Raw genomic sequence first — 22,293 nt, 5'->3', positions numbered from 1 at the left:
GAGGACGCATATGACTTTTACAGCCGAAGATTATACAAGTATGAGTAAACGATTAGAAGAAGTTCGTACCGAAATAGGTCATTTTATTGTGGGACAGAAAGAAGCAGTTGAGTTTTCAATTTATTGTGTGTTAGCTGATGGTCATGCATTATTAGAAGGTTTACCTGGACTTGGAAAAACGATGCTCATACGTACTGTTTCAGAAGTACTAGATTTATCGTTTTCACGTATTCAATTTACGCCGGATTTAATGCCGTCTGATATTACAGGTACGAGTATGATTGAACGATTGGAAAATGGAAAACAACAATTTACTTTTCAGAAAGGACCTATTTTTAGCCAAATGGTATTAGCCGATGAGATAAATCGTGCAACACCTAAAACCCAGAGTGCATTGCTCGAAGCAATGGGTGAAAAAACGGTTACTGTTCTTGGTGAAACAAAGCAAATGGCTAAGCCTTTCTTTGTATTAGCTACTCAAAATCCAATTGAAATGGAAGGAACCTATCCGTTACCAGAAGCTCAGATGGATCGTTTTTTATGCAAAATTTTACTTTCCTACCCGTCAAAATCAGAGTTAATGGAAATATCTAAACGTACAACAGGGGCAGAAATAATTGAACTGAATAAAATAATGAACGCAGCAGAAATTGTACATGCACAACAAATGGTCAAAGAGGTATTAATTGCAGATGATATGCTGGAATATGCAGTAGATATTATTGCAGCAACGCATCCAGATGCAGAAGTCATACCAGAGATTGGACAATATGTGCAATATGGAAGTGGGCCTCGTGGACTTCAAAGTTTGATCAAGCTTGCGAAAGCACGGGCACTTGTATCTGGTCGTTTTCATGTGTCGATTGCGGATATTAAAACAGTCGCTAAACCGGTACTTCGCCATCGATTATTACTCAATTACGAAGGGGAAGCAGAAGGTAAGTCGACCGATGAACTTATCGATATTGTATTGCAAAAGATTAAGCAAGGGCAATCCGTATGACACAAGAACAACTAGTGCCTAAAGATTGGGCAGGAAGGTTAAGCAGACTATCCATTGCTACAAAGTCAAAGCTTCGCGGACAGCATAAAGGATCTCATAGATCACAACGTTTTGGAGCATCACTCGACTTTTCCGATTTTAGAGAATATCATCCTGGAGATGATGTACGACAAATCGATTGGAATGTGTTTGCGCGGACAGATAAGTATTTTATCAAGCGATTTTTGGATGAACAAGAAATGCGTGTGCACATAGTACTCGATTCTTCGAAATCAATGAGTGAAAAAGCGAAATGGACATTTGCCAAACAACTTGCTGTATCACTAGGAATTCTCGTATTGCAGCGAGATGACAGACTATCTTTTTCAGCTGTGACAAATGAATTGAAACCTCCATTTAGGAGGAAAGGCGCTACTTATCGAAAAGCTTATACACAACTTCTTACTGATTTAGACGAACCGATCATAACTGATTCCTTTACCAAACATGCGCTTCCTTTCATACCAAAAGATAGTACGGTCTTATTTGTTATTACCGATTGTTTAGAAAATCTTACTGCTTGGGAAAAATTACTTCAAAAGCTGCCAAAATTTGCTGGCGACGTTCGGATTTTTCAAGTTGTGACGAATGATGAACTGTCTCCTTCTTTTTCTGGCGATGTCCAATTAGAAGATTTGGAAACATTGGAGCAGCTCAATGTTTCGATGTCATCCCGTGTAATGGAGACTTATGAGCACGAAAGAAAGCAACACCAAGAGGGACTCGAGTTATTATGTAGAAAATTTGGTGTAAGTTTATTGCAGGTAAAAGCCGAAGATGGCATTTCACATGTATTATTTCATCAGCTATTACGAGCAAATTGGGTGCAGTGAGGTGAGAATAATTGGGCTTTAATCAACTACCATTTTTGTGGACAGCTATTTTTCCAATAATAGTATTACTCTATTATTTTTTCCGAAAAAAGTATTCAAAACAATCTGTTTCATCTACTCTTTTTTGGAAAGAAGTAATGAAAGAAACAAAAGCTTCTCCTTATTTAAAGCATTTACAACGCAACGCACTTTTTTATTTACAAATATTAGCAATGGTTTTACTCGTTATTGCTTTGCTCCAACCATTTTGGAAAACAAAAGCGCTTGCTGGGGAACAAATTGTATTTATCGTAGATACCTCTGCCACAATGGAAGTTTCACTATCAGATACAACACTTTTTGATCAACATAAGAAAGATATGCTTGTCCTAATCGAACAACTAGCAGGTAAACCATTAACGATTATTACTACAGGAAACCAGCCTACAGTAATTGTAAGGCAAGAAAAAAACTATAACCTCATTAAAAATGAAATTGAGAAACTAGAAGTAGCATATGAGTTCGAGAATATGTCAAAATCATTGGATTTTGCACAATCATTCTTCCAGGATAAAGCCACATCTGTTTATATATTTACAGATCAACTCGACCGACAAACACTGCCTCTTCAATACGAAAATGTAACGTGGAATGTGAATGGATTGAAAACAGATGTTCAAAACATATCCATTAAGCGTTTTGGAGCAAATAAAACAACAAATGGACTATCTGCATTAATTCAACTAGAAAATCAATCAAATGTGGAGCAAACAACGGAATTATTACTGGCTAATGAACAAACAGAAGTGGTGAAAGAGAAGGTAATAATACCTCCGAATGAGATTATTACTTTATCATTTAATGAAATGGAAGAATCGGGACTATTAAAAGCTTCTATTCAAGTAAATGATCAATATAGCTTGGATAATAGTATGACCGTTTTTTTACAAGACCAATTATCTACGGTTTATGTGGATAGCTCCATACATTCCCTTGTTCGCACAGCTTTTCAATCAATGGACATAGAAGTTAGTAGCGTTCCAGCAGAGCAAATCGGTTTGTTAACTGAAGAAGGAATTACAGTTACCAATCAATTTGGTTTAATCGATCGACTGGACCGACCTTCTTTATTTATAGGAAGAAATGATGAAGTAGCAAAAGAAGTAAACGGAGTTGTGGAAACAACAGAGCATGAATTATTTTCATTTGCTAATTTAGAAGATATATATGTTAGTAGTGTATATCCACCAATAGAAGGCTACGAAACGATTGCAACTGTAGGAGAAGAACCGTTTATCCAAGAGTCTCCTCGGGGTGATATTGTCGTTCTATCGGACATCCAAATGACTGATTGGGCACTTCATCCTTCTTTTCCATTGTTCATGTGGAGTGTGAAAGAACAGTTGTCAGCAGGTAATACTTACTTGGGAACTTTTTCACCCAATGAAAGAAAGCCTCTGTCATTAGGAAGTTCTACAAATGAATGGGAAATTTATACGACGGATGATTCATATGAATATTCAATTGAAAATGGTGGAGTATTTATAGCACCGAAAAAACCAGGTTTGTATGTACTTCATTCAAATGCTGTGGAGAAAAACTTTGCAGTAGCCTTATCTCAAAGTGAGAAAGAGATAACAAAAGGAGCGTCCTATAAGATAGCAGGACAGCAAGTGGATGCAAAAGAAAACTATCAGCCATATTCCTTGGTTCCATATTTACTTATCATATTGTTGTTGTTATTTGTAATAGAGTGGGAGGTGCAAAGACGACGTGGATTTACGAATTGACCAACCACTATGGTTATTGTTGCTTGTTCCAATACTTCTCTATTTCGCATGGGCATGGAGAAAAGATAAGAAGTCACTTCGAAAAGAAGCAAAAGTAGTATATGGCATTCGCGTGCTAGCAATTATTTGTTTGGTTTTTGGAATAACGAATCCTTATCTTTTATTGCCAATTAAAGAAGAACAAATCATTTTTTTAGTGGATCGATCTGCTTCTGTGCAGGATACTGACCAGGTTGTAGTAGATTGGATTGAAGAGAGTCTAAATGCACGAAAAGACTCACACTTAGTAGGCGTCTACACATTTGCTGAAGATTTTCAATCGGAAGTCTCGATAACTGATGGAGAAGTGAATTTGCCAGTCTTTACACCTATGAAGTCCCCTGGAAATACAGATATAGCAAGAGCTATTCAGCTGTCCACAGGCATTGTGGAGCCGAATAAAGCTACAAGAATTGTCCTCTTTTCGGATGGTTTAGAGACAACTGGATCAGTTTCAGATGAATTAGTGAAAATTGTAGGTGGCAATGTCACAATAGATGTTGTGGCGCTAGAAAGAGTTGCTTCTGAAGATGTTGCTATTACTTCTTTTGAAACACCAGCTGTGGCTTTTGAAGGTGAGCAACAGCAATTAAATGTTGAAATGGATGCAACTACTAATACTTCTGGAGAGATTCTTCTCTATCAAAATGATCAATTACTAGCGAAAGAAAAAATCAATCTAGAACAAGGAACAAACAATTATACTTTCCGTAATGCTTCTATTGGAGAAGGATTATTAAAATACGAAGTTCAAGTAGTAGTTGCTGGAGATGCATTAATCGAAAATAATAAATTGACGAGTGTAACAAATGTAGAAAGTTCTCCTAAACTACTAGTTGTTACACACGATGGCCATCAATCCAATATTCCAAAGGTAATTGACCAAGCTACCATTCAGACAGATGTAATAGACGCGGCTTCACTGCCATTCGATTTATCCAATTATTTAGCATATGATGCCATTATTTTTGATAATGTTCCTGGTCATGCAGTAGGAGAACAAAAAATGACGGTCATTGAACAGGCTGTCAAAAATTTTGGCGTTGGATTCATGATGGTCGGAGGAAAGAATAGTTTTGGACTAGGTGGATATTTTAAAACGCCAATTGAAAAATTATTACCAGTTGAAATGGAGATTAAAGGAAAGCACCAATTACCTTCTTTAGGATTAGTCATTGTGATGGACCGTTCAGGAAGTATGAGTGGTTCAAAACTTGAGTATGCAAAAGAAGCAGCAGCGCGTTCAGTAGAAATGCTACGAGATGAAGATACGCTTGGTTTTATCGCATTTGATGATACACCATGGGAAATTATTGAAATAGCGCCTCTAAAAAATAGAGAAGAAGCAGTGGATACTATTTTGTCTGTCGGAGCAGGTGGAGGAACAGAAATCTATTCCAGTTTAGCAATGGCTTATGAGAAACTATCTCCACTAAAATTGCAACGTAAGCATGTCATTTTATTAACGGATGGTCAATCTTCTACGAGTAATGATTACCAAACGTTAATCGAAGACGGTGCGAAAAATTCAATAACTGTCTCTACCGTAGCAGTTGGTCAAGATGCGGATAGAGCGTTACTTGAAAGCTTAGCTGAAATGGGCGGAGGTAATTTTTATGATGTAGTGGATGAATCGACAGTCCCTGCGATCATGTCTACAGAAACAGCGATGATTTCTAGGACGTATATCGAGGATAATCCGTTCTATCCGATTATTTACGGGGATGCATCTTGGACTAGTTTGTTCACAGAGGGAGTTCCACAAATGAATGCTTATATCGCAACAACACCTAAGCAAACTGCATCAATTATTGCAGAAAGTGAAAAAGAGGATCCCGTTTTAGCAGAGTGGATGTATGGATTAGGTAGAACCATTGCTTTTACTTCCGATTCTACTGGTGAGTGGAGCGGTGATTTTGCGAGATGGAATAACTGGGGAGATTTTTGGAATACGGCAGTTTCTAGACTTTTACCGTCCTATAGTGAAGTTCCATTTACGATTCAGAATGCAAGTGATGGAAGTTATACAGTGACTGATCCAAGTGGAAACTCTTCCTTTATCGAAGTAGCTGCAGTTAATGAAAAAGGAGAAGAGCTACCTGTTACGACAGAGCCGCTTGCACCAGGAAAATCGAGAGTTACAGTGGAAAGTGAACCAGGGCTTGTTTTTTTCCGCATATCAAATGAACAAGCTGCTGTTTACCAAACAGGAATTTCTATTCCATATAGTGAAGAATATAAAGTACAAAGACCAAATACAAATTTACTTGAATTGATAGCTAGTCGAACAGACGGGAAAATATTGACGGAAGCAAAGGATGTTTTTAGAGAAATTGATAAGAAAAGCGCTGAAAAACAATCGATTCAACAACAACTAATACTTGCAGCAATCTTTTTGTTTTTCATCGATATTACAATCAGACGATTTGGATTCCAACAATTAATGGCACCTTTTAGTAAATTAAAGAAGAAAAAAGGAATTGCTGAAACGAATATTTCTGTAAGTAATTTGGAGAAGCTTGTGAAAGAGAAAAAGAAGAGGTAATTAGAAAAAGGGATGTAAGTAAATCATGAACTGAGCCCTATAAAGTAGACAATTTAATAAAAAGAGAGTTTGCAGTTTAAGCTGCGATGAGATGGTTTCGGTATGCTTCCGGAGCCATCTTTTTTAAATCCCATTGCTTTCGTTCTGAGTTGTAATAGTCTATATAATTTCCAATCATCTGTTTCAATTCTTCTAAATTTTGTGCGTCTCTATAATCCACTTCATCTTTTAAATGACCAAAAAACGATTCCATTGGTGCGTTGTCTAAACAGTTCCCACGGCGTGACATAGACTGTGTCAGCCCTATTTCCTTTACGCGTTCTTGATAATCTGGATGTGTATAATGAAAGCCTTGATCTGAATGAATCATCGCTTCTGGATGGACGTTACCTGCTAATGCTTCTTCAAGCTTTTGTAAGGTATGCTCGACAATCACCATCTTCAAGCTCGTTGAAAGTTCATACGCCAAAATTTCACGCGTAGCCACATCTTTTACACAAGATAAATAAGCAATTTGCCCGTTTCTGTGTGGTAAATACGTAATATCTGTTAAAAGAACTTTCCCTGGCTCATCTTGATCAAATTGGCGGTTGAGTATATTCGGTACCGTTTTATGAGCTTGCGTTGCTTTTGCCAATTGACGATACGGATTCACACGGCGGACTTTGGCAAAGAAATTGTATTTGCGCATAATGCGAAGAATTTTCTTATGGTTAATCGGGACTTCTAGCAGCTCTGCTAGTTCCATATAAAGCACACGATAACCGGACTTTCCACGGTGTGCATCATACACGCGCTTCACCAATAAATAGTCTTGATAATCTTGTTCCTCTGAAATCGCACGCTTTTCCGTTGTTTGAAGCCATTTATAATAGCCACTTCGACTAACACTGGTTAGCTCACATAAATAGCTCGTTTTATTCTGAAGTTGATATTGGCGAATCACTTCGTTGATGACTTGGTATTTTACATGTGGTGCTAAAATCGTTTCTTCTTCGCCTGCCTTTCCAGTTCGTCGAGCTTTTTTAGGAGCGTTAATTCAGCTTCTAAATATTTAATACGAGCTTCTGCTTTTTCTAATTTTTTATCCGCTGATAGATTCTCCAGCTTTGGACGCCCTGTGCTTGCTTTTCCTCGACGTTCCTCTAAAAAACCCTGTTCTCCTGTTGTCTGAAAGGATTTGCGCCAACGATTCAGTGCACTTTGAGCTTTCTTTAATCCGATAATATCCAAATTGAAACCATTGTCTTCAAAAATCTGTTTAGGACCTTTTCCTGTCTGATTTTCCTTTACCGCACGAATTTTAAATTCCGCTGTATATTGAATAGCTCGATCAGATACAGATGTGACATTCAGATTGGCTTCTAATAAGCGCTGTTGATGTTCGTTAAAAAGTATTTTACTCATAATGATTTCTCCCGTTCAAAGTTTGTAAATTCTAGTATAACGGGGTTTTGAAAAAGAAAAAACCCCGAATAGCTACACTTTTTCTAAAGTGTCTACTATTCGGGGTTCAGTTCATCAATCACTTACATCCCCTTTTATATTTGGCTCAATTAACTAATACAATACAGCTTGTTAGTGGCCATAAAACTTTTCTTAGGCAATGACAGGGTTTTTCTTTTTAATCCATACGAGTGTGATAGCCCAAGAGGTTAATAATATAGCAGAACCAAGTACAAATGGCATATTAATATTAATATCAAATAACAACCCAGCAAGTGCAGGTCCAATCATACTGCCTAAACTCATATAAGCATTATTCATACCTGCCGCAAACCCTTGTTCATTTCCTGCGAGCTTAGAAACTACGGTATTTACTGCAGGACGAATAAGCGTAGTTGCAGTTGAGAATATAGACGCCACGGTCAATACAAGCCAGAAACCATCTACGATGAAGAAAAGTAAAAATGATATTGCAGCGACTACTAAACTTACTAATATTACATTCAGTTCACCAAATCGTTTAAATAACTTATCTACTACGAGTGTTTGAACAATTACCCCTATAAAACCACCTACTGTTAAAACGATTGCTATATCCTGAGGCGTATAGTTGTATTTATGATCTACGTATAAAGAAAAAGTTGTTTGGAAGTTTGCAATACCAAATGAGAATACAAATATAATAACTAACATCATAAAATAAGGAGTTTTAATTGAATTTTTCATTTGAACTAAAATATTTTCACGTTTTTTCGCTTCTTGTGGACCTTCAGCAACTTTATTTTTAATATCAGGTAGGATTAAGAAAGACACTACTGCCGAAATAATTGCAGCTAAAGAAGCCATATAGAAAGGAAATGTTAAACTGACAGTAGATAAGAAACCTCCCAATCCTGGTCCGATCATAAAGCCAAGTGACATAGAAGCCCCAAGGAATCCCATGCCTTTACCGCGTTCTTTGAGAGTGGTAATATCCGCCACAAACGCCATTGTTGAAGGAATTAAAAATGCTCCCCCAATACCAGTGACAAAACGGGCTACATATAACATCCACTCTTCTGTTGCCGTACCAAACCATAATTGAGAAGCAGAGAAGATAACTAATCCAATAATGATCATCTTCTTACGTCCAAAAGTATCGGATAAATCACCGGCTAATGGAGAAAAAAGAAATTGACCTAAAGCAAAGGATGCGATAATCAATCCAAGTGCTTGACCAGCAACTCCAAAAGTTTCAAGGTATTGTGGCATAACTGGAATTACTAAACCTACCCCAGCCATTGTGATGAACATGTTAAACATTAATATATATAATGCAAACTTACTTGTTTTCTGAGCCATAAATTTCCTTCTTTCTATAAATACCATTATTTGTGTCTATCGATTTTACCACATTCATGACAGAATAAAAAACTTTGAATCTCGAATAACACTTAATTATTTATTTTGAATAGTAAAAGCTAAGATCATCTATTTAAAGATGATCCTAGCTCTAATTCATACCCATTTTGAACTCTAAAAACAGCTCATTATATACGCCAAGCATTTCAAGGCCTAGGTTATTATACACTTCTAAATTATCTCGTAACTCTTCAGAAGGATAAAAGCGTTCATCAGACGTAACTTCCTCGTCCATTAAATCAATTGCAGCAACATTTGGTGTAGAATAACCTACGTAATCTGCATTTTGGGCAGCGACTTCTGCACCTAACATGAAGTTAATGAAGGCATGTGCACCTTCCACATTAGCGGCTGTTTTTGGTATAACCATATTGTCGAACCATAAGTTAGAACCTTCTTGGGGAATAGAGAAATCTAGCTCTTCGTTTTCCCACATCATATCAGCAGCTTGCCCAGACCATGTAAGTGCAACCGCGGCTTCCTCATTAACCATCAGCTGTGTCACTTCATCACCAATGATGGCTTTTACATTAGGAGTAAGCTTATTCAATTTATCTAATGCCTCTTGCAATTCATTTTCATCTGTTGAGTTTAAAGAGTAGCCTAAACTATTAAGTCCCATTCCAATAACTTCTCTAGAGCCATCTACTAATAGAATTTGTCCTTTTAAAGAAAGGTCCCAAAGTGCTTCCCAGCTTTCAAATGTTTGACCATCGAGTAAAGCAGGATTATATACGATACCTACAGTTCCCCAGAAATAAGGGACAGAATATTTATTTTTCGGATCGAACGACAAGTCTAAAAAGTAAGGATCAACATTCGTTAAGTTAGGAATTTTTGAATGATCAATCGGTAATAGTAAATCGTTTTCTTTCATCGTTTCAATCGCATATTCGGAAGGGACTGCAATATCGTATGAAGTACCACCTTGTTCAATTTTCGTCATCATCGCTTCGTTAGAGTCAAATGTTTCATACACGACTCGGTAGCCTGATTCTTCTTCAAATTGCGTGAGTAATTCGGGATCGATATATTCTCCCCAGTTGTAGATAGTGACAGCATCATTACTTGCATTTCCTGAGCTCTTATTTAAATAATCATTCACAAAGAATAAAGCAATACATACTAAGATAATGGCAATGACGGATCTTGTAATTTCTTTCATTTTCTAACCCCCAATCCGACAGGTTTTTTACCACGTTGACTAACAAAGTAATAACCGATTACGAGTAACAGTGTAACAACAAAGATAATACCGGTTAAAGCGTTAATAGTTAAGGTAATTCCTGCGCGAGCCATAGAGTATATCTCAACGGAAAGTGTCGTAAAACCATTACCTGTTACGAAAAAGGTTACAGCAAAATCATCCAATGAATATGTTAGTGCCATGAAGAACCCTACAAAAATTCCTGGTTTGATAAATGGAATAATGACGCGAGTTAAGATATCTTTTCTAGTAGCTCCAAGATCAGCGGCTGCATCAATAAGTGAACTATTCATTTCTTGCAGTTTAGGTAAAACCATCAAAACAACAATAGGAATACTAAATGCAATATGCGAGATCAATACAGATGCAAATCCTAATTTAACACCAATCATCGTAAATAAGATTAAGAAAGATGCACCGATTACTACGTCAGGACTAACGATTAATACATTATTTAGGGATAATATAGAATTTCTTAGAGATTTATTTCGCATAAAGACAATTCCAAGTGCCCCGAAAACGCCAACAATCGTTGCTATTAATGCAGAAAGTAATGCAACAATAACGGTGTTGATTAAAATCATAATAAGTCGAGTATCGGAAAATACTGCAGCATAATGTTCCCAAGTGAAGGTGTCAAATGAATTCATCGTGCCACCACTATTAAATGAATACAAAATTAGATATAAAATTGGTGCATATAAAATGATGAAAACGAGGGCTAAATAAATCTTTGCAAACTTACTTGTTTTTTCCATAAGAAGTAGCCCCCTTTTCGCGTTGACCAGTAATGATCATAATAATGACCATGAAGATGATTAAGAATACCGCTATTGTAGAACCCATTCCCCAGTTTTGTGTAACCAAAAATTGTTGTTCAATAGCCGTACCAAGCGTAATAACTTTATTGCCTGCGATTAATCGAGTAATCATGAAGAGAGAAAGGGAAGGGATAAATACCGCTTGCACTCCAGCTTTTACGCCATTAATTGTTAAAGGAAATATTACTTTTGAAAAGGTAGTCCAATTAGATGCGCCTAAATCTTTACTTGCATCGATTAATGATGGGTTTAACTTATCGAGCGCATTAAAAATAGGCAATATCATAAATGGAATAAAGATATATACTGAAACAAAGATAAAGCTGAAATCAGTAAATAATATTTGTTGTTCACTTATACCAAACACTTGTAAAAATGCATTAATGGGTCCGGATAAACCGAAGATCCCGATGAATGCATACGTTTTTAATAATAGATTAATCCAAGATGGGATAATGATTAACAATAGCCATAATTGTTTATGCTTTGTTTTTGTTAAAAAGTAAGCAGTTGGATAAGCAACGATTAAAGAAAATAAAGTGATTAAAAAAGCATACCAAAATGAGCTAAGAGTCAATTTTAAATAAACAGAAGTAAAAAAGTTTTTGTAGTTATCTAATGTGAAATTTCCACTTAAATCTAAAAAGGAATAATAAGCAATTAATGCGATTGGTGCGATAACAAACAATAAAATCCATACAAAGTAGGGTACCGAATAAATGGATTTTGAATTTTTATTTTGCATAAGCTTCTTCTCCGTATGATTCTAAACGTTTATCGAAATCTTCTTCTGTTTCATTAAGTCGCATTACATGAATTGCTTCTGGATCAAAATTTAAGCCAATGGAAGAGCCCACTTCTGCTTCTTTTGTAGAATGAACAAGCCACTCATTACCAGCTTCATCATAAGTAGAAAGTTCGTAGTGCACTCCTCTAAATAGCTGCGTATCAACTTTTACTTTCATTTTTCCATTTTCAACTGATGTAATTTCTAAGTCCTCTGGGCGAATAACAATATCTACTTTTTCATTAGGATTTAATCCTTGATCGACACAATCAAATTCATTTCCATCGATATGTACTCGGAAATCTGCAACCATTGTCCCAGCAACAATATTGGATTCACCGATAAAATCTGCAACAAATCGGTTAATTGGTTCATCATATATATCTTTTGGCGTTCCATTTTGTTCTACTTGGCCCTCATTTAATACGAAAATTTCATCAGACATGGCAAGAGCTTCTTCCTGGTCATGCGTAACAAATATAAAAGTCTTACCTAATCGTTGTTGTAGTTCACGCAGTTCATATTGCATTTCAGAACGCAATTTTAAATCTAAAGCAGAAAGAGGTTCATCGAGTAAAATAATCTCTGGGTCATTGACGATTGCACGTGCGATCGCGACACGTTGTCTTTGGCCACCAGACATTTCTGCAATTTCTCTATTTTCAAAGCCATCTAAGTTAACAAATTTAAGCGCTTCTATTACTTTTTCTTCTATTACCTTTTTCCCCAATTTTTTAATACGAAGGCCAAAAGCAATATTTTCAAATACATTTAAATGTGGAAATAGGGCATAGTCTTGGAATACTGTATTTACTTGACGTTCATTTGCCGGAACATGATTAATCAACTTGCCGTTTAGATAAATATTTCCACTTGATGGCTGCATAAATCCTGCAATTAGTCGTAGAATCGTTGTTTTTCCACAACCAGAAGGTCCAAGTAACGTATAAAATTTACCGCGTTCTAACTCAAAGTTAATATTGTCTAATACAGTAGTTTCTGAATCATAAAATTTTGTCACATTTTCAAATCGAATGATAGGTGCCTCTAACATAATAAACCTCCATTTTTTTAGCTTGATGCTATTTTTTATCTTTGTTCTTCGGAAGCAACCTACCTGTAAGCAGATAAGGCGCTTGCGCTTTTCTTTATAAATAAGATTGTGTAACTACGTAGATTACTTCGGATTGTTCTTCGGAATTATTTTCAAGCAAATGATAATCAGATGCTTCAAAATAGAAGGATTCCCCTTTATTTGCAATATATTGTTGCTTTCCGAGGGTTAGTTGTACACTTCCTTGTACTATGTATATAAATGTTTCGGAAAGAGAAGGTTCAAATTGTTTAAATTGACCTTTTTTTCCGAGAGTAATATAAACAGGTTCCATTTCATTATCATTTGATTTAGAAATAAGCCATCGAAGTTTATAGTTTTTTTCCTCGTCTTCATATAAGGTTTGCTCATCTTTTTCGTAAACTACCTTTGTAAGTGATACATCGTCATCAAAAAAGTCTTTTGGTTTAGAACCTAGTACATTTAAGATAGAAAAAAGGGTTTCGATCGAAGGCGAGTTCAGTTCCCGTTCTAGTTGAGATATAAATCCTTTACTTAGATCAGTTCTTTCCCCAAGTTCTTCCTGCGTTAATCCTTTTTTTAACCGAAGTTGTTTGATTTTTTTTCCTATTTGCATTTCTATTAGCTCCTCTAGCGGTTAAAACTTGAGTTTTAATTTAACACGAAGTTTATTTTAACACAACTTTAAGTTTACTTTAACACTTTCTTTTAGTATTTCAATATTTTTTATTATAAAATCAAAATTCAATTGGAATGCATACACTAACAAAGGAGTTCTACAGTGAAGGAGAGAAGTATTTGAGGTTAAGAGAGGGGTTACCAGAATTTTCCCCAAATTTACAATGGTTAAATGAGAGGGTTACAAGGGAACAATTAGTAGGTGAGTTGCCAATTCTCGTACATTTTTGGTCAGTTAGTTGCCACTCGTGTAAGGGGGCAATGCCAATAATGAATTATTGGAATGAAAAGTATAATGGGAAATTGAACATTGTAAGTGTTCATATGCCTCGGACAATTCAAGATGTAGATGTCCAAATGATTCAAACAATATCTCGGCAGTTAAACATTCAACATCCCATTTGTTTAGATCATCATTTAGAAGTAACTAAAACATATCAAAATAGATTCGTTCCTTCTTACTTTTTGTTTGATAAAAAAGGATTATTGAGACATTATCAATCTGGAGAAAATGGGATGCGAATGCTTGAAAATAAGCTAATCCGTATGATGGATGAATAAAAATTAGCGAATAAGGTACGACTATTCCTATCATCTTTTTATTACAATGTGTTAAACTATGTTCATTCATAGTGTGTGGAGGTTTTAGCGTGAAAAAAGAATTTGTTGTCATTGGATTAGGCCGATTTGGTGGAAGTATTGTAAAAGAATTAATCGATCAAGGTGCAGATGTTATGGCTATTGATATCCTAACAGAAAGAGTGGATGAATTTGCATCTATTGCTACGCAAGCTGTAGTAGCTGATACAACAGATGAAGCGGTGCTGAAGTCTCTTGGTATTCGAAACTTTGAACATGTTATTGTTGCAATTGGTGACAATATTCAATCCAGTATATTAACAACCCTTATGCTAAAAGAAATTGGTGTTAAAAAAATAACGGTAAAAGCTCAAAATGATTACCATGAAAAAGTATTAAGAAAAATTGGTGCAGATCAAGTCGTCCATCCTGAGCGGGATATGGGTATTCGTATAGCGAATAATATTCTTTCCAATAATGTTCTGGACTATTTGGAGCTTTCAGATGATCACTCTATTATGGAAATTATAGTAAATGAAAAAATTTCGTCTAAATCTATTATTGATTTAGATATTCGTGCGAGGTATGGGATTAATATTGTTGCTATTAAAAGAGGGAATAATTTAATGATTTCCCCCGCAGCTGATGAAAAACTACAATTAAATGATGTTTTGATTATTATTGGAGCAGATGTAGATATTATCAGATTCGAAAAGAAAGTGTTGTCCTAGAAAAATAGGTTGTACAATATATGACGTTGGTGAAATTAAATAAATCCTGATCCACACTGATTTCGTTCCGAGCGGACGCTTTCCGTGGGGCGTGCGGTGAGCCTCCTCGCCGCGAAAACCGCGCTCCTGTGGGGTCTCACCTGTCACGCTAATCCCACCGGAGTCGCCGCTCATAACGAAAATCAGATAAGAGAATAGAGGAAACATAAGGTCAAATTGATAAAGAAAACAAGACTTGAAAAACTACAAAAAAACTGCCAAAGGAAATTATTTCCTTTGGCAGTTTTATTTTTTCTTATACTTCCATGATAATTGGTAGAATCATAGGTCTACGTTTTGTTTTTTCGTATAAATAAGGACTTAATACATCGGTAATTTCACTTTTTAGTTCTGACCATTCGGCTGGTTTATCTTGAATCGTTTGACGTAAATGTTTGTTCAACATTTGCTGTGCTTCGTTAATCATTGTACCAGATTCACGCATATACACGAATCCTCGAGAGATGATATCTGGACCAGAAACAATTTTTTTCTTTTCCATATCAGCACTTACTACAACTATAACTAAACCTTCTTCAGATAAGACACGACGATCTCTTAATACGATATTTCCGATATCCCCAATTCCACTTCCATCAATATAAATGTCCCCAGATGGAATACGTCCTGCTACTTTAGCGGAATTTGCACTTAATGCAAGTACATCTCCGTTTTCCATTATGAACGTATTTTCTTTCGGTACATCACAATCAACTGCAAGTTCCGTGTGAATTTTTAACATTCGATATTCACCATGAATCGGCATAAAGAATTTTGGTTTCATTAAACGTAACATCAGTTTTTGTTCTTGTTGAGAACCGTGACCTGACGTATGAATATTATTAAGTGAACCGTGAATTACTTCAGCACCAGCACGGAACAATAAATTTATCGTGCGGTTAACGCTCGTTCTATTACCAGGTATTGGTGAAGAAGAGAAGATCACTGTATCTCCTGGTTGAATTTGAATTTGACGATGTGTACCGTTTGCAATTCTAGATAACGCAGCCATAGGTTCTCCTTGACTACCTGTACAAAGAATAAGCACTTCGTTTGCAGGTAATCGATTTAAGGCATTTACATCCACAAAGGTTTCTTTTGGAGCAGTAATGTAACCTAGTTCACGACCAATAGTGATGGCGTTATCCATACTTCTACCGAACACCGCAATTTTTCGATTAAAATGCACTGCTGCATCGGTTACTTGTTGAAGTCTATGAATATTCGAAGCGAATGTTGCAAATATAACTCGACCATCTACTTTACGGAAGATAGAATCCATCGTTTCTCCAACTTTACGCTCTGAAATTGAAAAGTCAGGTATTTCTGCGTTTGTACTATCAGATAGAAGACAAAGAACACCATCGCGACCGATTTCTGCCATTTTTGTTAAGTCTGCTGGTTCTCCAACAGGTGTAAAATCGAATTTAAAGTCACCTGTATGGACAATATTACCAGGTGGAGTTTTCACTACAATTCCAAAAGCATCTGGAATACTATGAGTTGTTCTAAAGAAACTTACTGCAGTTTTTCTGAATTTAATAACATCATTTTCTTCGACAACAATCATTTTTGTTTGGCGAAGCAAACCATGTTCCTCTAGTTTATTGCGCAATAATCCAAGTGCAAGTTTGCCCCCATAAACTGGAACATTAATTTTCTTTAATAAATAAGGTATTCCACCTATATGATCTTCATGACCATGAGTGATAAAAAGACCCTTAATTTTATCTTCATTTTTTACTAAATAAGTGTAGTCAGGAATGACGTAATCGATTCCTAACAATTCATCATCTGGGAACATAATCCCCGCATCAATTAAAATAATTTCATCTTGAAATTGAACACCATACGTATTTTTCCCGATTTCGCCTAGTCCGCCAAGAGCGAAAACCGCTGTTTGATCATTCTTTACAAATTTCATAGTTTAAAACTTCTCTACTTTAAAATCTGAACTAGCTTGTTCATATTCTAAATGATTACCTTCTAGTAATTGGATTAACTCAATGTTATAAGAGAGATGTTTTAATATTGCTCGGACTTCACGCTCTGAATCGGCCTCTACATATAAACTTTGAGTGTTTTCGCGAACTGGTACCTCTACTGCATTTTCTTGATAATATACTTTATAAATCATTTTATAGTCTCCTTTTTCACGTTCAATATAAATCTATTCTCTTTATATTATCATGCAACTTATCTAAAATAAAGAAAAGCCCTCCAGAAATAAGAAGGGCATAAGTTTTTATGCGATCGTTTTCTTTCTAAGTATTCCACCGAGACGTCTCAACCATTTCCTTTTCAGGCGTTTCAACATGGCTAATCACTCCTTGACTTCATTATATAGACTAGTAAAAGGTATGTAAAGGATTCTAACTGAAAAGTCAAATAATTATAACTATAAAAGGAGATTTATTTATGGAAAATAAAATTTTGTTTTTTGATATTGATGGAACTATTTTAGATCATGAAAAAAATATACCAGATGGTGTAGCTGAAGCTATTTTTAAAGCGAAAGAAAATGGGCATGAAGTAGTTATTTCTACAGGAAGAGCTCCGTTTACTGCTAAAGTGCTATTAGAGCAGCTAAAAATAGATTCATTCATTTGTAATAATGGGCAGATCGTGCAATTTAGGGGACAAATGATTCACAAAGGTATAATTGATAAGAATGAATTACAAGGGATAACGAATTTTGCAACGATTAGAAAACAACCCTTAGTATATATGGATAGCTATGAAATGGTTTCAAATTTACCTAATCATCAAGATGTGTATGAAAGTATTTCGACGTTAAAAATTAAGTTTCCTAGACAAGGGGAAAATTTCTTTTTAACAAATGACATCCATCAAGCACTAATATTTTGTGATGAAGAAGTTCAAAAAGAATATGAAAAAGTATTTCCAAATTTATCATTTATCCGTTGGCACAGAGTTTCTTGTGATGTCCTTCCAAAAGGGGTTTCTAAAGCAACAGGAATTGAAAAACTGTTAAATCATTTAAACAAAAATCCTATAGACGCAATCGCATTTGGAGATGGTTTAAATGATATTGAGATGCTTAACTATGTTGGGACAGGTGTTGCAATGGGGAATGCGGTAGATATATTAAAAGGACACGCTACTTTTGTAACGGATCATGTATCTGAAAATGGGCTAATAAATGCACTCAAGAAATTAGATTTGATTTAACTTCATTGAAATAAGAAAATACTGAGCCACGCTGATTTCGTTCCGAGCGGACGCTTTCCGTGGGGCGCGCGGTGAGCCTCCTCGTCGCGAAAACCGTGCTCCTGTGGGGTCTCACCTGTCACGCTAATCCCACTGGAGTCGCCGCTCGGAACGAAAGTCAACTAAGAGAATATAGGCAACAAGAATTGGAAAACTACAAAAAAAGACAGCCACAAAAAAAGTGTTACTGACTTTCTGGAAAGTCCCGCGACAAATAAATCAATTATAGCCGTCTAAAACTCCTCACCAACGACATTTGACAAAAAACAAAGACTAGCCGAAATTGCTTCTTCGGCTAGTCTTTTAATAATAGAATAAGTAAGTGTAAGTATTTCATCGACTTGGATTGTCGTTTATACGCTTTTCTTATGGGCGATCGTAAGGTTTTGAATTAGGGACCTGGGCATATGGGTCTTCTTGGTTGATATGATCATAGAACATAATACCGTTCAAATGGTCTAATTCATGCTGGAATGCAATTGCAGTAAGTCCTTTTAAACGTTTTTTGAAAGGAGTACCGTCCGGATAAAATCCTGTAGTTGTAATTCTTGCGTGTCTAGGTACATAACCTTCTATTAACTCATCTACTGAGAGACATCCTTCGCCAGCAGAAATATATGTTTGTTCGACCGAATGACTAATTATTTTGGGGTTAACCGCAACGAAGCTAATTTCATTATCATCCTCATCTATTAAATGAAGAGCAAACATTCTTTTTACTTCATTTACTTGAGGAGCTGCAATCCCGATACCAGGGCGTATATTGTATTTTTCTACCATTTCATCATCTTGACTATTTCTCACATACTCTAACAAGTCATCAGCAAGTTGCAGATCTTCTTTAGATAGTGGGAATGTCATTTCAGTTGTTTTCTTTCGAAGAGTAGGGTGGCCATCTCTAACAATGTCTTGCATTAATATCATTCTGATCGTCCTTTCCATGTGCGTCATATTTATTATATCGAATAATCATGATTTACTAAACAAAAAAGAGCAAAATGGGCAGTTGAATTTGCTAACCAGAACAATTATAGTTGAAATGAAATAGGAGGTTGCTCAATGAAAAAAATAATATTCCTTTCCATCTTATGTATGATTACGTTTTTATCAGCATGTTCTTTTGGTGAATCCACTGAAAAAAAGTTATCCAATATATTAACAGAAATCTATGATTCAGAAAAAGAGTATAGAGATGTTCAAGTCAACATAGCGGAGCTTGAAATAAAAGAACAAAGCAGTTTTTTAAGTATGATGGAACTAACACAAGAACAAAAAGAAAATTTGGTACCATTGGTGGAGCAGACAGCAAGTTTACTCGATGAAAGATTACTATTATTAGAAAGAGAGTCTGCTTCTATTAAACAAGCTTCTGAAAAAGTAAGTAATTTAGAAACGCTTATTTCAGAAACAAAAGAAGAAGCAGTTCAAGCTGAGCTATTAAAAATTAAAGAAGCATTGCAATCTCGTTATACTACTTATGAAGATGTAAAAAAAGAATATACGATATTAGCAAACTTACAAAAAGAATTGTATAACATGCTAGTAGAAAAAAATATTGAAGTGAGTTTAATTCAAGAAAAAGTTAAAAAAGTAAACAAGCAAAATGAAATTGTGCAAAAAAATGTACAACAATTTAACGATTTAACAACACAATTAAATCAAGTAAAGAGTGAAGTATTCTCGTCTATTAAACAAGAGAATAACTAACTTTTTAGAGCAAAAGCAGTCTTTTTAAAGACTGCTTTTGTGTTATATAAAAAGGCTTTTTTGATAGACTGATATAATACAGATGGGTTAATTGACTAATACAGTGTGAAGGATTTTTAATATTCATAAAAAATAAAACCCTTATTATATATGATTGACCGCGGATTTAAACTTGAGTATAATAAAAAAGAATCGTAGTTGTATTATTTATTAAAAACATTTTCATGATACAGAAGAGAAGGAGTGTAGCTATTATGGTTGAAAAAAATACGTCGCAGTTAGACCCGAAGAAAACGCTTCAAGAAATTGAAGAAAAGTTTGAAATGTTTCAGATTTTAAACGAGGAAGGTGTAATCGTTAACGAACAAGCAATCCCAAACCTAAGTGATGATGAATTAGTTGAATTAATGAGCCGTATGGTATATACGAGAATTTTAGATCAACGCTCGATTTCATTAAACCGTCAAGGTCGTCTTGGTTTCTATGCTCCAACAGCTGGACAAGAAGCATCTCAACTTGCATCTCAATTTGCATTGGAAAAAGAAGATTTTATTCTTCCAGGATATCGTGATGTACCACAAATCGTTTGGCATGGTCTGCCATTATGGCAAGCATTCCTATTCTCACGTGGACACTTCATGGGTAATCAAATTCCAGAAGGTGTCAATGTATTCCCACCACAAATTATTATTGGTGCACAATTTGTTCAGGCAACTGGTGTCGCTCTAGGTATGCAAAAACGTGGAAAGAAAGCGATTGCAATTTCCTATACTGGTGATGGAGGATCTTCTCAAGGTGATTTCTATGAAGGAATCAACTTTGCAGGTGCTTTCCAAGTGCCAGCTGTATTTATTGTTCAAAATAACCAATTTGCAATTTCTACTCCTCGTGAGTTACAAACAGCAGCGAAAACAATTGCTCAAAAAGGTATTGCTGCAGGGATTCCAAGTGTTCTAGTAGATGGTATGGATCCATTAGCAGTTTATGCTGTAACTAAAGATGCTAGGGATCGTGCGATTAATGGAGAAGGACCAACGCTTATCGAAACAGTGTGTTACCGTTATGGTCCACATACGATGGCTGGTGATGATCCAACTAGATACCGTACTTCTGAAACAGATTCTGAATGGGAAAAGAAAGACCCATTAGTACGTTTCCGTAAATATCTTGAAACAAAAGGTATTTGGAATGAAGAAACAGAAGCTGCAGTAATTGAAAAAGCAAAAGAAGAAATAAAAGAAGCAATTAAAAAAGCAGATGCTGCTCCTAAACAAAAAGTAACAGATTTAATAAATAATATGTATGAAGTAAATCCATATAACTTAGATGAGCAATTAGCTTACTATACAGAGAAGGAGTCGAAGTAACCGATGGCACAATTAACGATGATTCAAGCAATTACGGATGCTCTCCGTACTGAGCTAAAAAATGATGAAAACGTTCTAGTCTTCGGTGAAGACGTCGGCGTTAACGGAGGAGTATTCCGTGCAACTGAAGGATTACAAAAAGAATTCGGGGAAGATCGCGTTTTTGATACGCCATTAGCTGAATCAGGTATCGGTGGTCTTGCAGTAGGTCTTTCGCTGCAAGGATATAGATCAGTTCCTGAAATCCAGTTTTTTGGGTTTGTATTTGAAGTAATGGATTCTATAGCAGGTCAACTAGCTCGTATGCGTTTCCGTACAGGAGGAGCATTTAATGCACCTGTGACTATCCGTTCTCCTTTTGGTGGGGGAGTGCATACTCCAGAAATGCATGCAGACAGCTTGGAGTTACTAATGACTTCTACACCTGGTGTGAAGGTAGTTATCCCATCAACTCCTTACGATGCGAAGGGATTATTAATCTCTGCCATTCGTGATAACGACCCAGTAATTTTCTTGGAACATATGAAACTGTATCGTTCATTCCGTGGAGAAGTTCCAGAAGAAGAATATACAATTCCTCTTGGTAAAGCAGATGTTAAACGTGAAGGAACAGATTTAACTATTATTTCTTATGGTGCAATGGTTCATGAAAGTTTGAAAGCTGCAGAAGAGTTAGAAAAAGAAGGGTATTCAGTTGAAGTGATTGATTTACGTACTATTCAGCCACTTGATATTGATACGATTATAACGTCGGTTGAGAAAACAAATCGTGCAATTGTTGTGCAAGAAGCTCAAAGACAAGCAGGTATTGCTGCGAATGTAATAGCAGAAATTTCAGAAAGAGCTATCCTTAGTCTAGAAGCTCCAGTTTTACGTGTTACTGCTGCTGATACTGTTTTTCCTTTCTCTCAAGCAGAAACAGTTTGGTTACCGAATTCTAAGGATATAGTAGAAAAAGCTAAGATAGTATTAACGTTCTGATTAATTAATTTTACA

The 22,293-nt window shown here is 35.8% G+C and carries 20 protein-coding genes; 10 read left to right on the top strand and 10 right to left on the bottom strand.

Features of this window, described 5'->3' with window-relative positions; all coding sequences use genetic code 11:
* Positions 1–10 precede the first annotated feature (10 nt).
* Genes C7437_RS06070 through C7437_RS06055 form a run of 4 tightly spaced genes read left to right on the top strand, consistent with a single transcriptional unit; the run spans position 11 to position 6,228 of the window.
* Positions 11–1,003 carry an AAA family ATPase gene (locus C7437_RS06070; RefSeq protein ID WP_111438722.1) on the top strand — a complete coding sequence of 331 codons (993 nt, stop codon included), beginning with the start codon at positions 11–13 and terminating at the stop codon, positions 1,001–1,003.
* Positions 1,000–1,875: a DUF58 domain-containing protein gene (locus C7437_RS06065; RefSeq protein WP_111438721.1), complete on the top strand. Its 876-nt coding sequence runs from the start codon at positions 1,000–1,002 to the stop codon at positions 1,873–1,875. Before C7437_RS06070 ends, C7437_RS06065 begins: the two co-directional genes overlap by 4 nt.
* A gap of 11 nt (positions 1,876–1,886) precedes the next feature.
* A complete protein-coding gene (locus C7437_RS06060) occupies positions 1,887–3,644 on the top strand; it encodes a vWA domain-containing protein (protein ID WP_111438720.1) in 1,758 nt (585 codons plus the stop codon).
* Positions 3,628–6,228 (top strand): VWA domain-containing protein, encoded by a 2,601-nt coding sequence (locus C7437_RS06055; RefSeq protein WP_111438719.1) that lies wholly within the window; start codon positions 3,628–3,630, stop codon positions 6,226–6,228. Before C7437_RS06060 ends, C7437_RS06055 begins: the two co-directional genes overlap by 17 nt.
* 76 nt (positions 6,229–6,304) lie before the next feature.
* Here the strand turns inward: C7437_RS06055 and C7437_RS06050 are convergent.
* The 7 genes from C7437_RS06050 to C7437_RS06020 all read right to left on the bottom strand — a co-directional run bounded on the left by C7437_RS06050 (position 6,305) and on the right by C7437_RS06020 (position 13,581).
* Positions 6,305–7,635, bottom strand: a protein-coding gene (locus C7437_RS06050) for an IS3 family transposase (RefSeq protein WP_111438718.1) whose coding sequence is annotated in 2 segments (ribosomal slippage) — positions 6,305–7,257 and positions 7,257–7,635 — 1,332 coding nt in all. Because the reading frame shifts where the segments join, the coding sequence is not laid out codon by codon here.
* Between the two features lie 192 nt (positions 7,636–7,827).
* Entirely contained in the window at positions 7,828–9,015 is a 1,188-nt protein-coding gene (locus C7437_RS06045; RefSeq protein ID WP_111438717.1) for an MFS transporter, read from the bottom strand.
* 151 nt (positions 9,016–9,166) lie between these two features.
* Positions 9,167–10,240, bottom strand: coding sequence for an ABC transporter substrate-binding protein (locus C7437_RS06040; RefSeq protein ID WP_111438716.1), 1,074 nt, complete (start codon positions 10,238–10,240; stop codon positions 9,167–9,169).
* A complete protein-coding gene (locus C7437_RS06035) occupies positions 10,237–11,040 on the bottom strand; it encodes an ABC transporter permease (protein ID WP_111438715.1) in 804 nt (267 codons plus the stop codon). Before C7437_RS06035 ends, C7437_RS06040 begins: the two co-directional genes overlap by 4 nt.
* Entirely contained in the window at positions 11,024–11,848 is an 825-nt protein-coding gene (locus C7437_RS06030; protein WP_111438714.1) for an ABC transporter permease, read from the bottom strand. The genes C7437_RS06035 and C7437_RS06030 overlap by 17 nt, the downstream gene beginning before the upstream one ends.
* Positions 11,838–12,944, bottom strand: a complete 1,107-nt coding sequence (locus tag C7437_RS06025; protein WP_111438713.1) for an ABC transporter ATP-binding protein — start codon at positions 12,942–12,944, stop codon at positions 11,838–11,840. The genes C7437_RS06030 and C7437_RS06025 overlap by 11 nt, the downstream gene beginning before the upstream one ends.
* 94 nt (positions 12,945–13,038) lie before the next feature.
* Complete coding sequence (locus C7437_RS06020) at positions 13,039–13,581, bottom strand: helix-turn-helix domain-containing protein (RefSeq protein ID WP_111438712.1); 543 nt, start codon at positions 13,579–13,581, stop codon at positions 13,039–13,041.
* 332 nt (positions 13,582–13,913) lie between these two features.
* Between C7437_RS06020 and C7437_RS17390 the strand changes: the two genes are divergently transcribed.
* Complete coding sequence (locus C7437_RS17390; RefSeq protein ID WP_342767767.1) at positions 13,914–14,204, top strand: thioredoxin domain-containing protein; 291 nt, start codon at positions 13,914–13,916, stop codon at positions 14,202–14,204.
* Between the two features lie 89 nt (positions 14,205–14,293).
* Positions 14,294–14,953: a potassium channel family protein gene (locus tag C7437_RS06010; RefSeq protein WP_111438710.1), complete on the top strand. Its 660-nt coding sequence runs from the start codon at positions 14,294–14,296 to the stop codon at positions 14,951–14,953.
* A gap of 295 nt (positions 14,954–15,248) precedes the next feature.
* On the opposite strand, the gene rnjA is transcribed toward C7437_RS06010, so the two are convergent.
* Together rnjA and C7437_RS06000 are read right to left on the bottom strand one after the other, a co-directional pair.
* Positions 15,249–16,916, bottom strand: coding sequence for a ribonuclease J1 (rnjA, locus tag C7437_RS06005; protein WP_111438709.1), 1,668 nt, complete (start codon positions 16,914–16,916; stop codon positions 15,249–15,251).
* Between the two features lie 3 nt (positions 16,917–16,919).
* Complete coding sequence (locus tag C7437_RS06000; protein WP_111438708.1) at positions 16,920–17,129, bottom strand: DNA-dependent RNA polymerase subunit epsilon; 210 nt, start codon at positions 17,127–17,129, stop codon at positions 16,920–16,922.
* Positions 17,130–17,410: 281 nt separating this feature from the next.
* Here C7437_RS06000 and C7437_RS05995 point away from each other — a divergent pair, with 281 nt between their 5' ends.
* Complete coding sequence (locus C7437_RS05995; protein WP_111438707.1) at positions 17,411–18,184, top strand: Cof-type HAD-IIB family hydrolase; 774 nt, start codon at positions 17,411–17,413, stop codon at positions 18,182–18,184.
* A gap of 405 nt (positions 18,185–18,589) precedes the next feature.
* Here the strand turns inward: C7437_RS05995 and def are convergent, their stop codons facing one another.
* Positions 18,590–19,147, bottom strand: coding sequence for a peptide deformylase (def, locus tag C7437_RS05990; RefSeq protein ID WP_111438706.1), 558 nt, complete (start codon positions 19,145–19,147; stop codon positions 18,590–18,592).
* Positions 19,148–19,282: 135 nt separating this feature from the next.
* Here def and C7437_RS05985 point away from each other — a divergent pair, with 135 nt between their 5' ends.
* The 3 genes from C7437_RS05985 (at position 19,283) to C7437_RS05975 (ending at position 22,278) form a co-directional block, all read left to right on the top strand.
* Complete coding sequence (locus tag C7437_RS05985; RefSeq protein WP_111438705.1) at positions 19,283–19,930, top strand: YkyA family protein; 648 nt, start codon at positions 19,283–19,285, stop codon at positions 19,928–19,930.
* A 254-nt stretch (positions 19,931–20,184) separates the two neighbouring features.
* Entirely contained in the window at positions 20,185–21,297 is a 1,113-nt protein-coding gene (gene pdhA / locus C7437_RS05980) for a pyruvate dehydrogenase (acetyl-transferring) E1 component subunit alpha (protein ID WP_111438704.1), read from the top strand.
* A 3-nt stretch (positions 21,298–21,300) separates the two neighbouring features.
* On the top strand, positions 21,301–22,278 hold the full coding sequence (locus C7437_RS05975; protein WP_111438703.1) for an alpha-ketoacid dehydrogenase subunit beta: 978 nt from the start codon (positions 21,301–21,303) through the stop codon (positions 22,276–22,278).
* Positions 22,279–22,293 lie beyond the last annotated feature (15 nt).

The sequence above is a fragment of the Psychrobacillus insolitus genome, assembly GCF_003254155.1.
GTDB lineage: Bacteria > Bacillota > Bacilli > Bacillales_A > Planococcaceae > Psychrobacillus > Psychrobacillus insolitus.
This window is presented reverse-complemented; position numbering and strand designations above follow the sequence as displayed.

Bases quoted from the DNA above. Each gene is read 5' to 3' on its own strand.
- C7437_RS06070 (WP_111438722.1), top strand. From the start codon at position 11: ATGACTTTTACAGCCGAAGATTATACAAGTATGAGTAAACGATTAGAA.
- C7437_RS06065 (WP_111438721.1), top strand. From the start codon at position 1,000: ATGACACAAGAACAACTAGTGCCTAAAGATTGGGCAGGAAGGTTAAGC.
- C7437_RS06045 (WP_111438717.1), bottom strand. From the start codon at position 9,015: ATGGCTCAGAAAACAAGTAAGTTTGCATTATATATATTAATGTTTAAC.
- C7437_RS06040 (WP_111438716.1), bottom strand. From the start codon at position 10,240: ATGAAAGAAATTACAAGATCCGTCATTGCCATTATCTTAGTATGTATT.
- C7437_RS06035 (WP_111438715.1), bottom strand. From the start codon at position 11,040: ATGGAAAAAACAAGTAAGTTTGCAAAGATTTATTTAGCCCTCGTTTTC.
- C7437_RS06030 (WP_111438714.1), bottom strand. From the start codon at position 11,848: ATGCAAAATAAAAATTCAAAATCCATTTATTCGGTACCCTACTTTGTA.
- C7437_RS06025 (WP_111438713.1), bottom strand. From the start codon at position 12,944: ATGTTAGAGGCACCTATCATTCGATTTGAAAATGTGACAAAATTTTAT.
- C7437_RS06020 (WP_111438712.1), bottom strand. From the start codon at position 13,581: ATGCAAATAGGAAAAAAAATCAAACAACTTCGGTTAAAAAAAGGATTA.
- C7437_RS17390 (WP_342767767.1), top strand. From the start codon at position 13,914: ATGAATTATTGGAATGAAAAGTATAATGGGAAATTGAACATTGTAAGT.
- rnjA (WP_111438709.1), bottom strand. From the start codon at position 16,916: ATGAAATTTGTAAAGAATGATCAAACAGCGGTTTTCGCTCTTGGCGGA.
- C7437_RS06000 (WP_111438708.1), bottom strand. From the start codon at position 17,129: ATGATTTATAAAGTATATTATCAAGAAAATGCAGTAGAGGTACCAGTT.
- C7437_RS05995 (WP_111438707.1), top strand. From the start codon at position 17,411: ATGGAAAATAAAATTTTGTTTTTTGATATTGATGGAACTATTTTAGAT.
- def (WP_111438706.1), bottom strand. From the start codon at position 19,147: ATGATATTAATGCAAGACATTGTTAGAGATGGCCACCCTACTCTTCGA.
- C7437_RS05985 (WP_111438705.1), top strand. From the start codon at position 19,283: ATGAAAAAAATAATATTCCTTTCCATCTTATGTATGATTACGTTTTTA.
- pdhA (WP_111438704.1), top strand. From the start codon at position 20,185: ATGGTTGAAAAAAATACGTCGCAGTTAGACCCGAAGAAAACGCTTCAA.
- C7437_RS05975 (WP_111438703.1), top strand. From the start codon at position 21,301: ATGGCACAATTAACGATGATTCAAGCAATTACGGATGCTCTCCGTACT.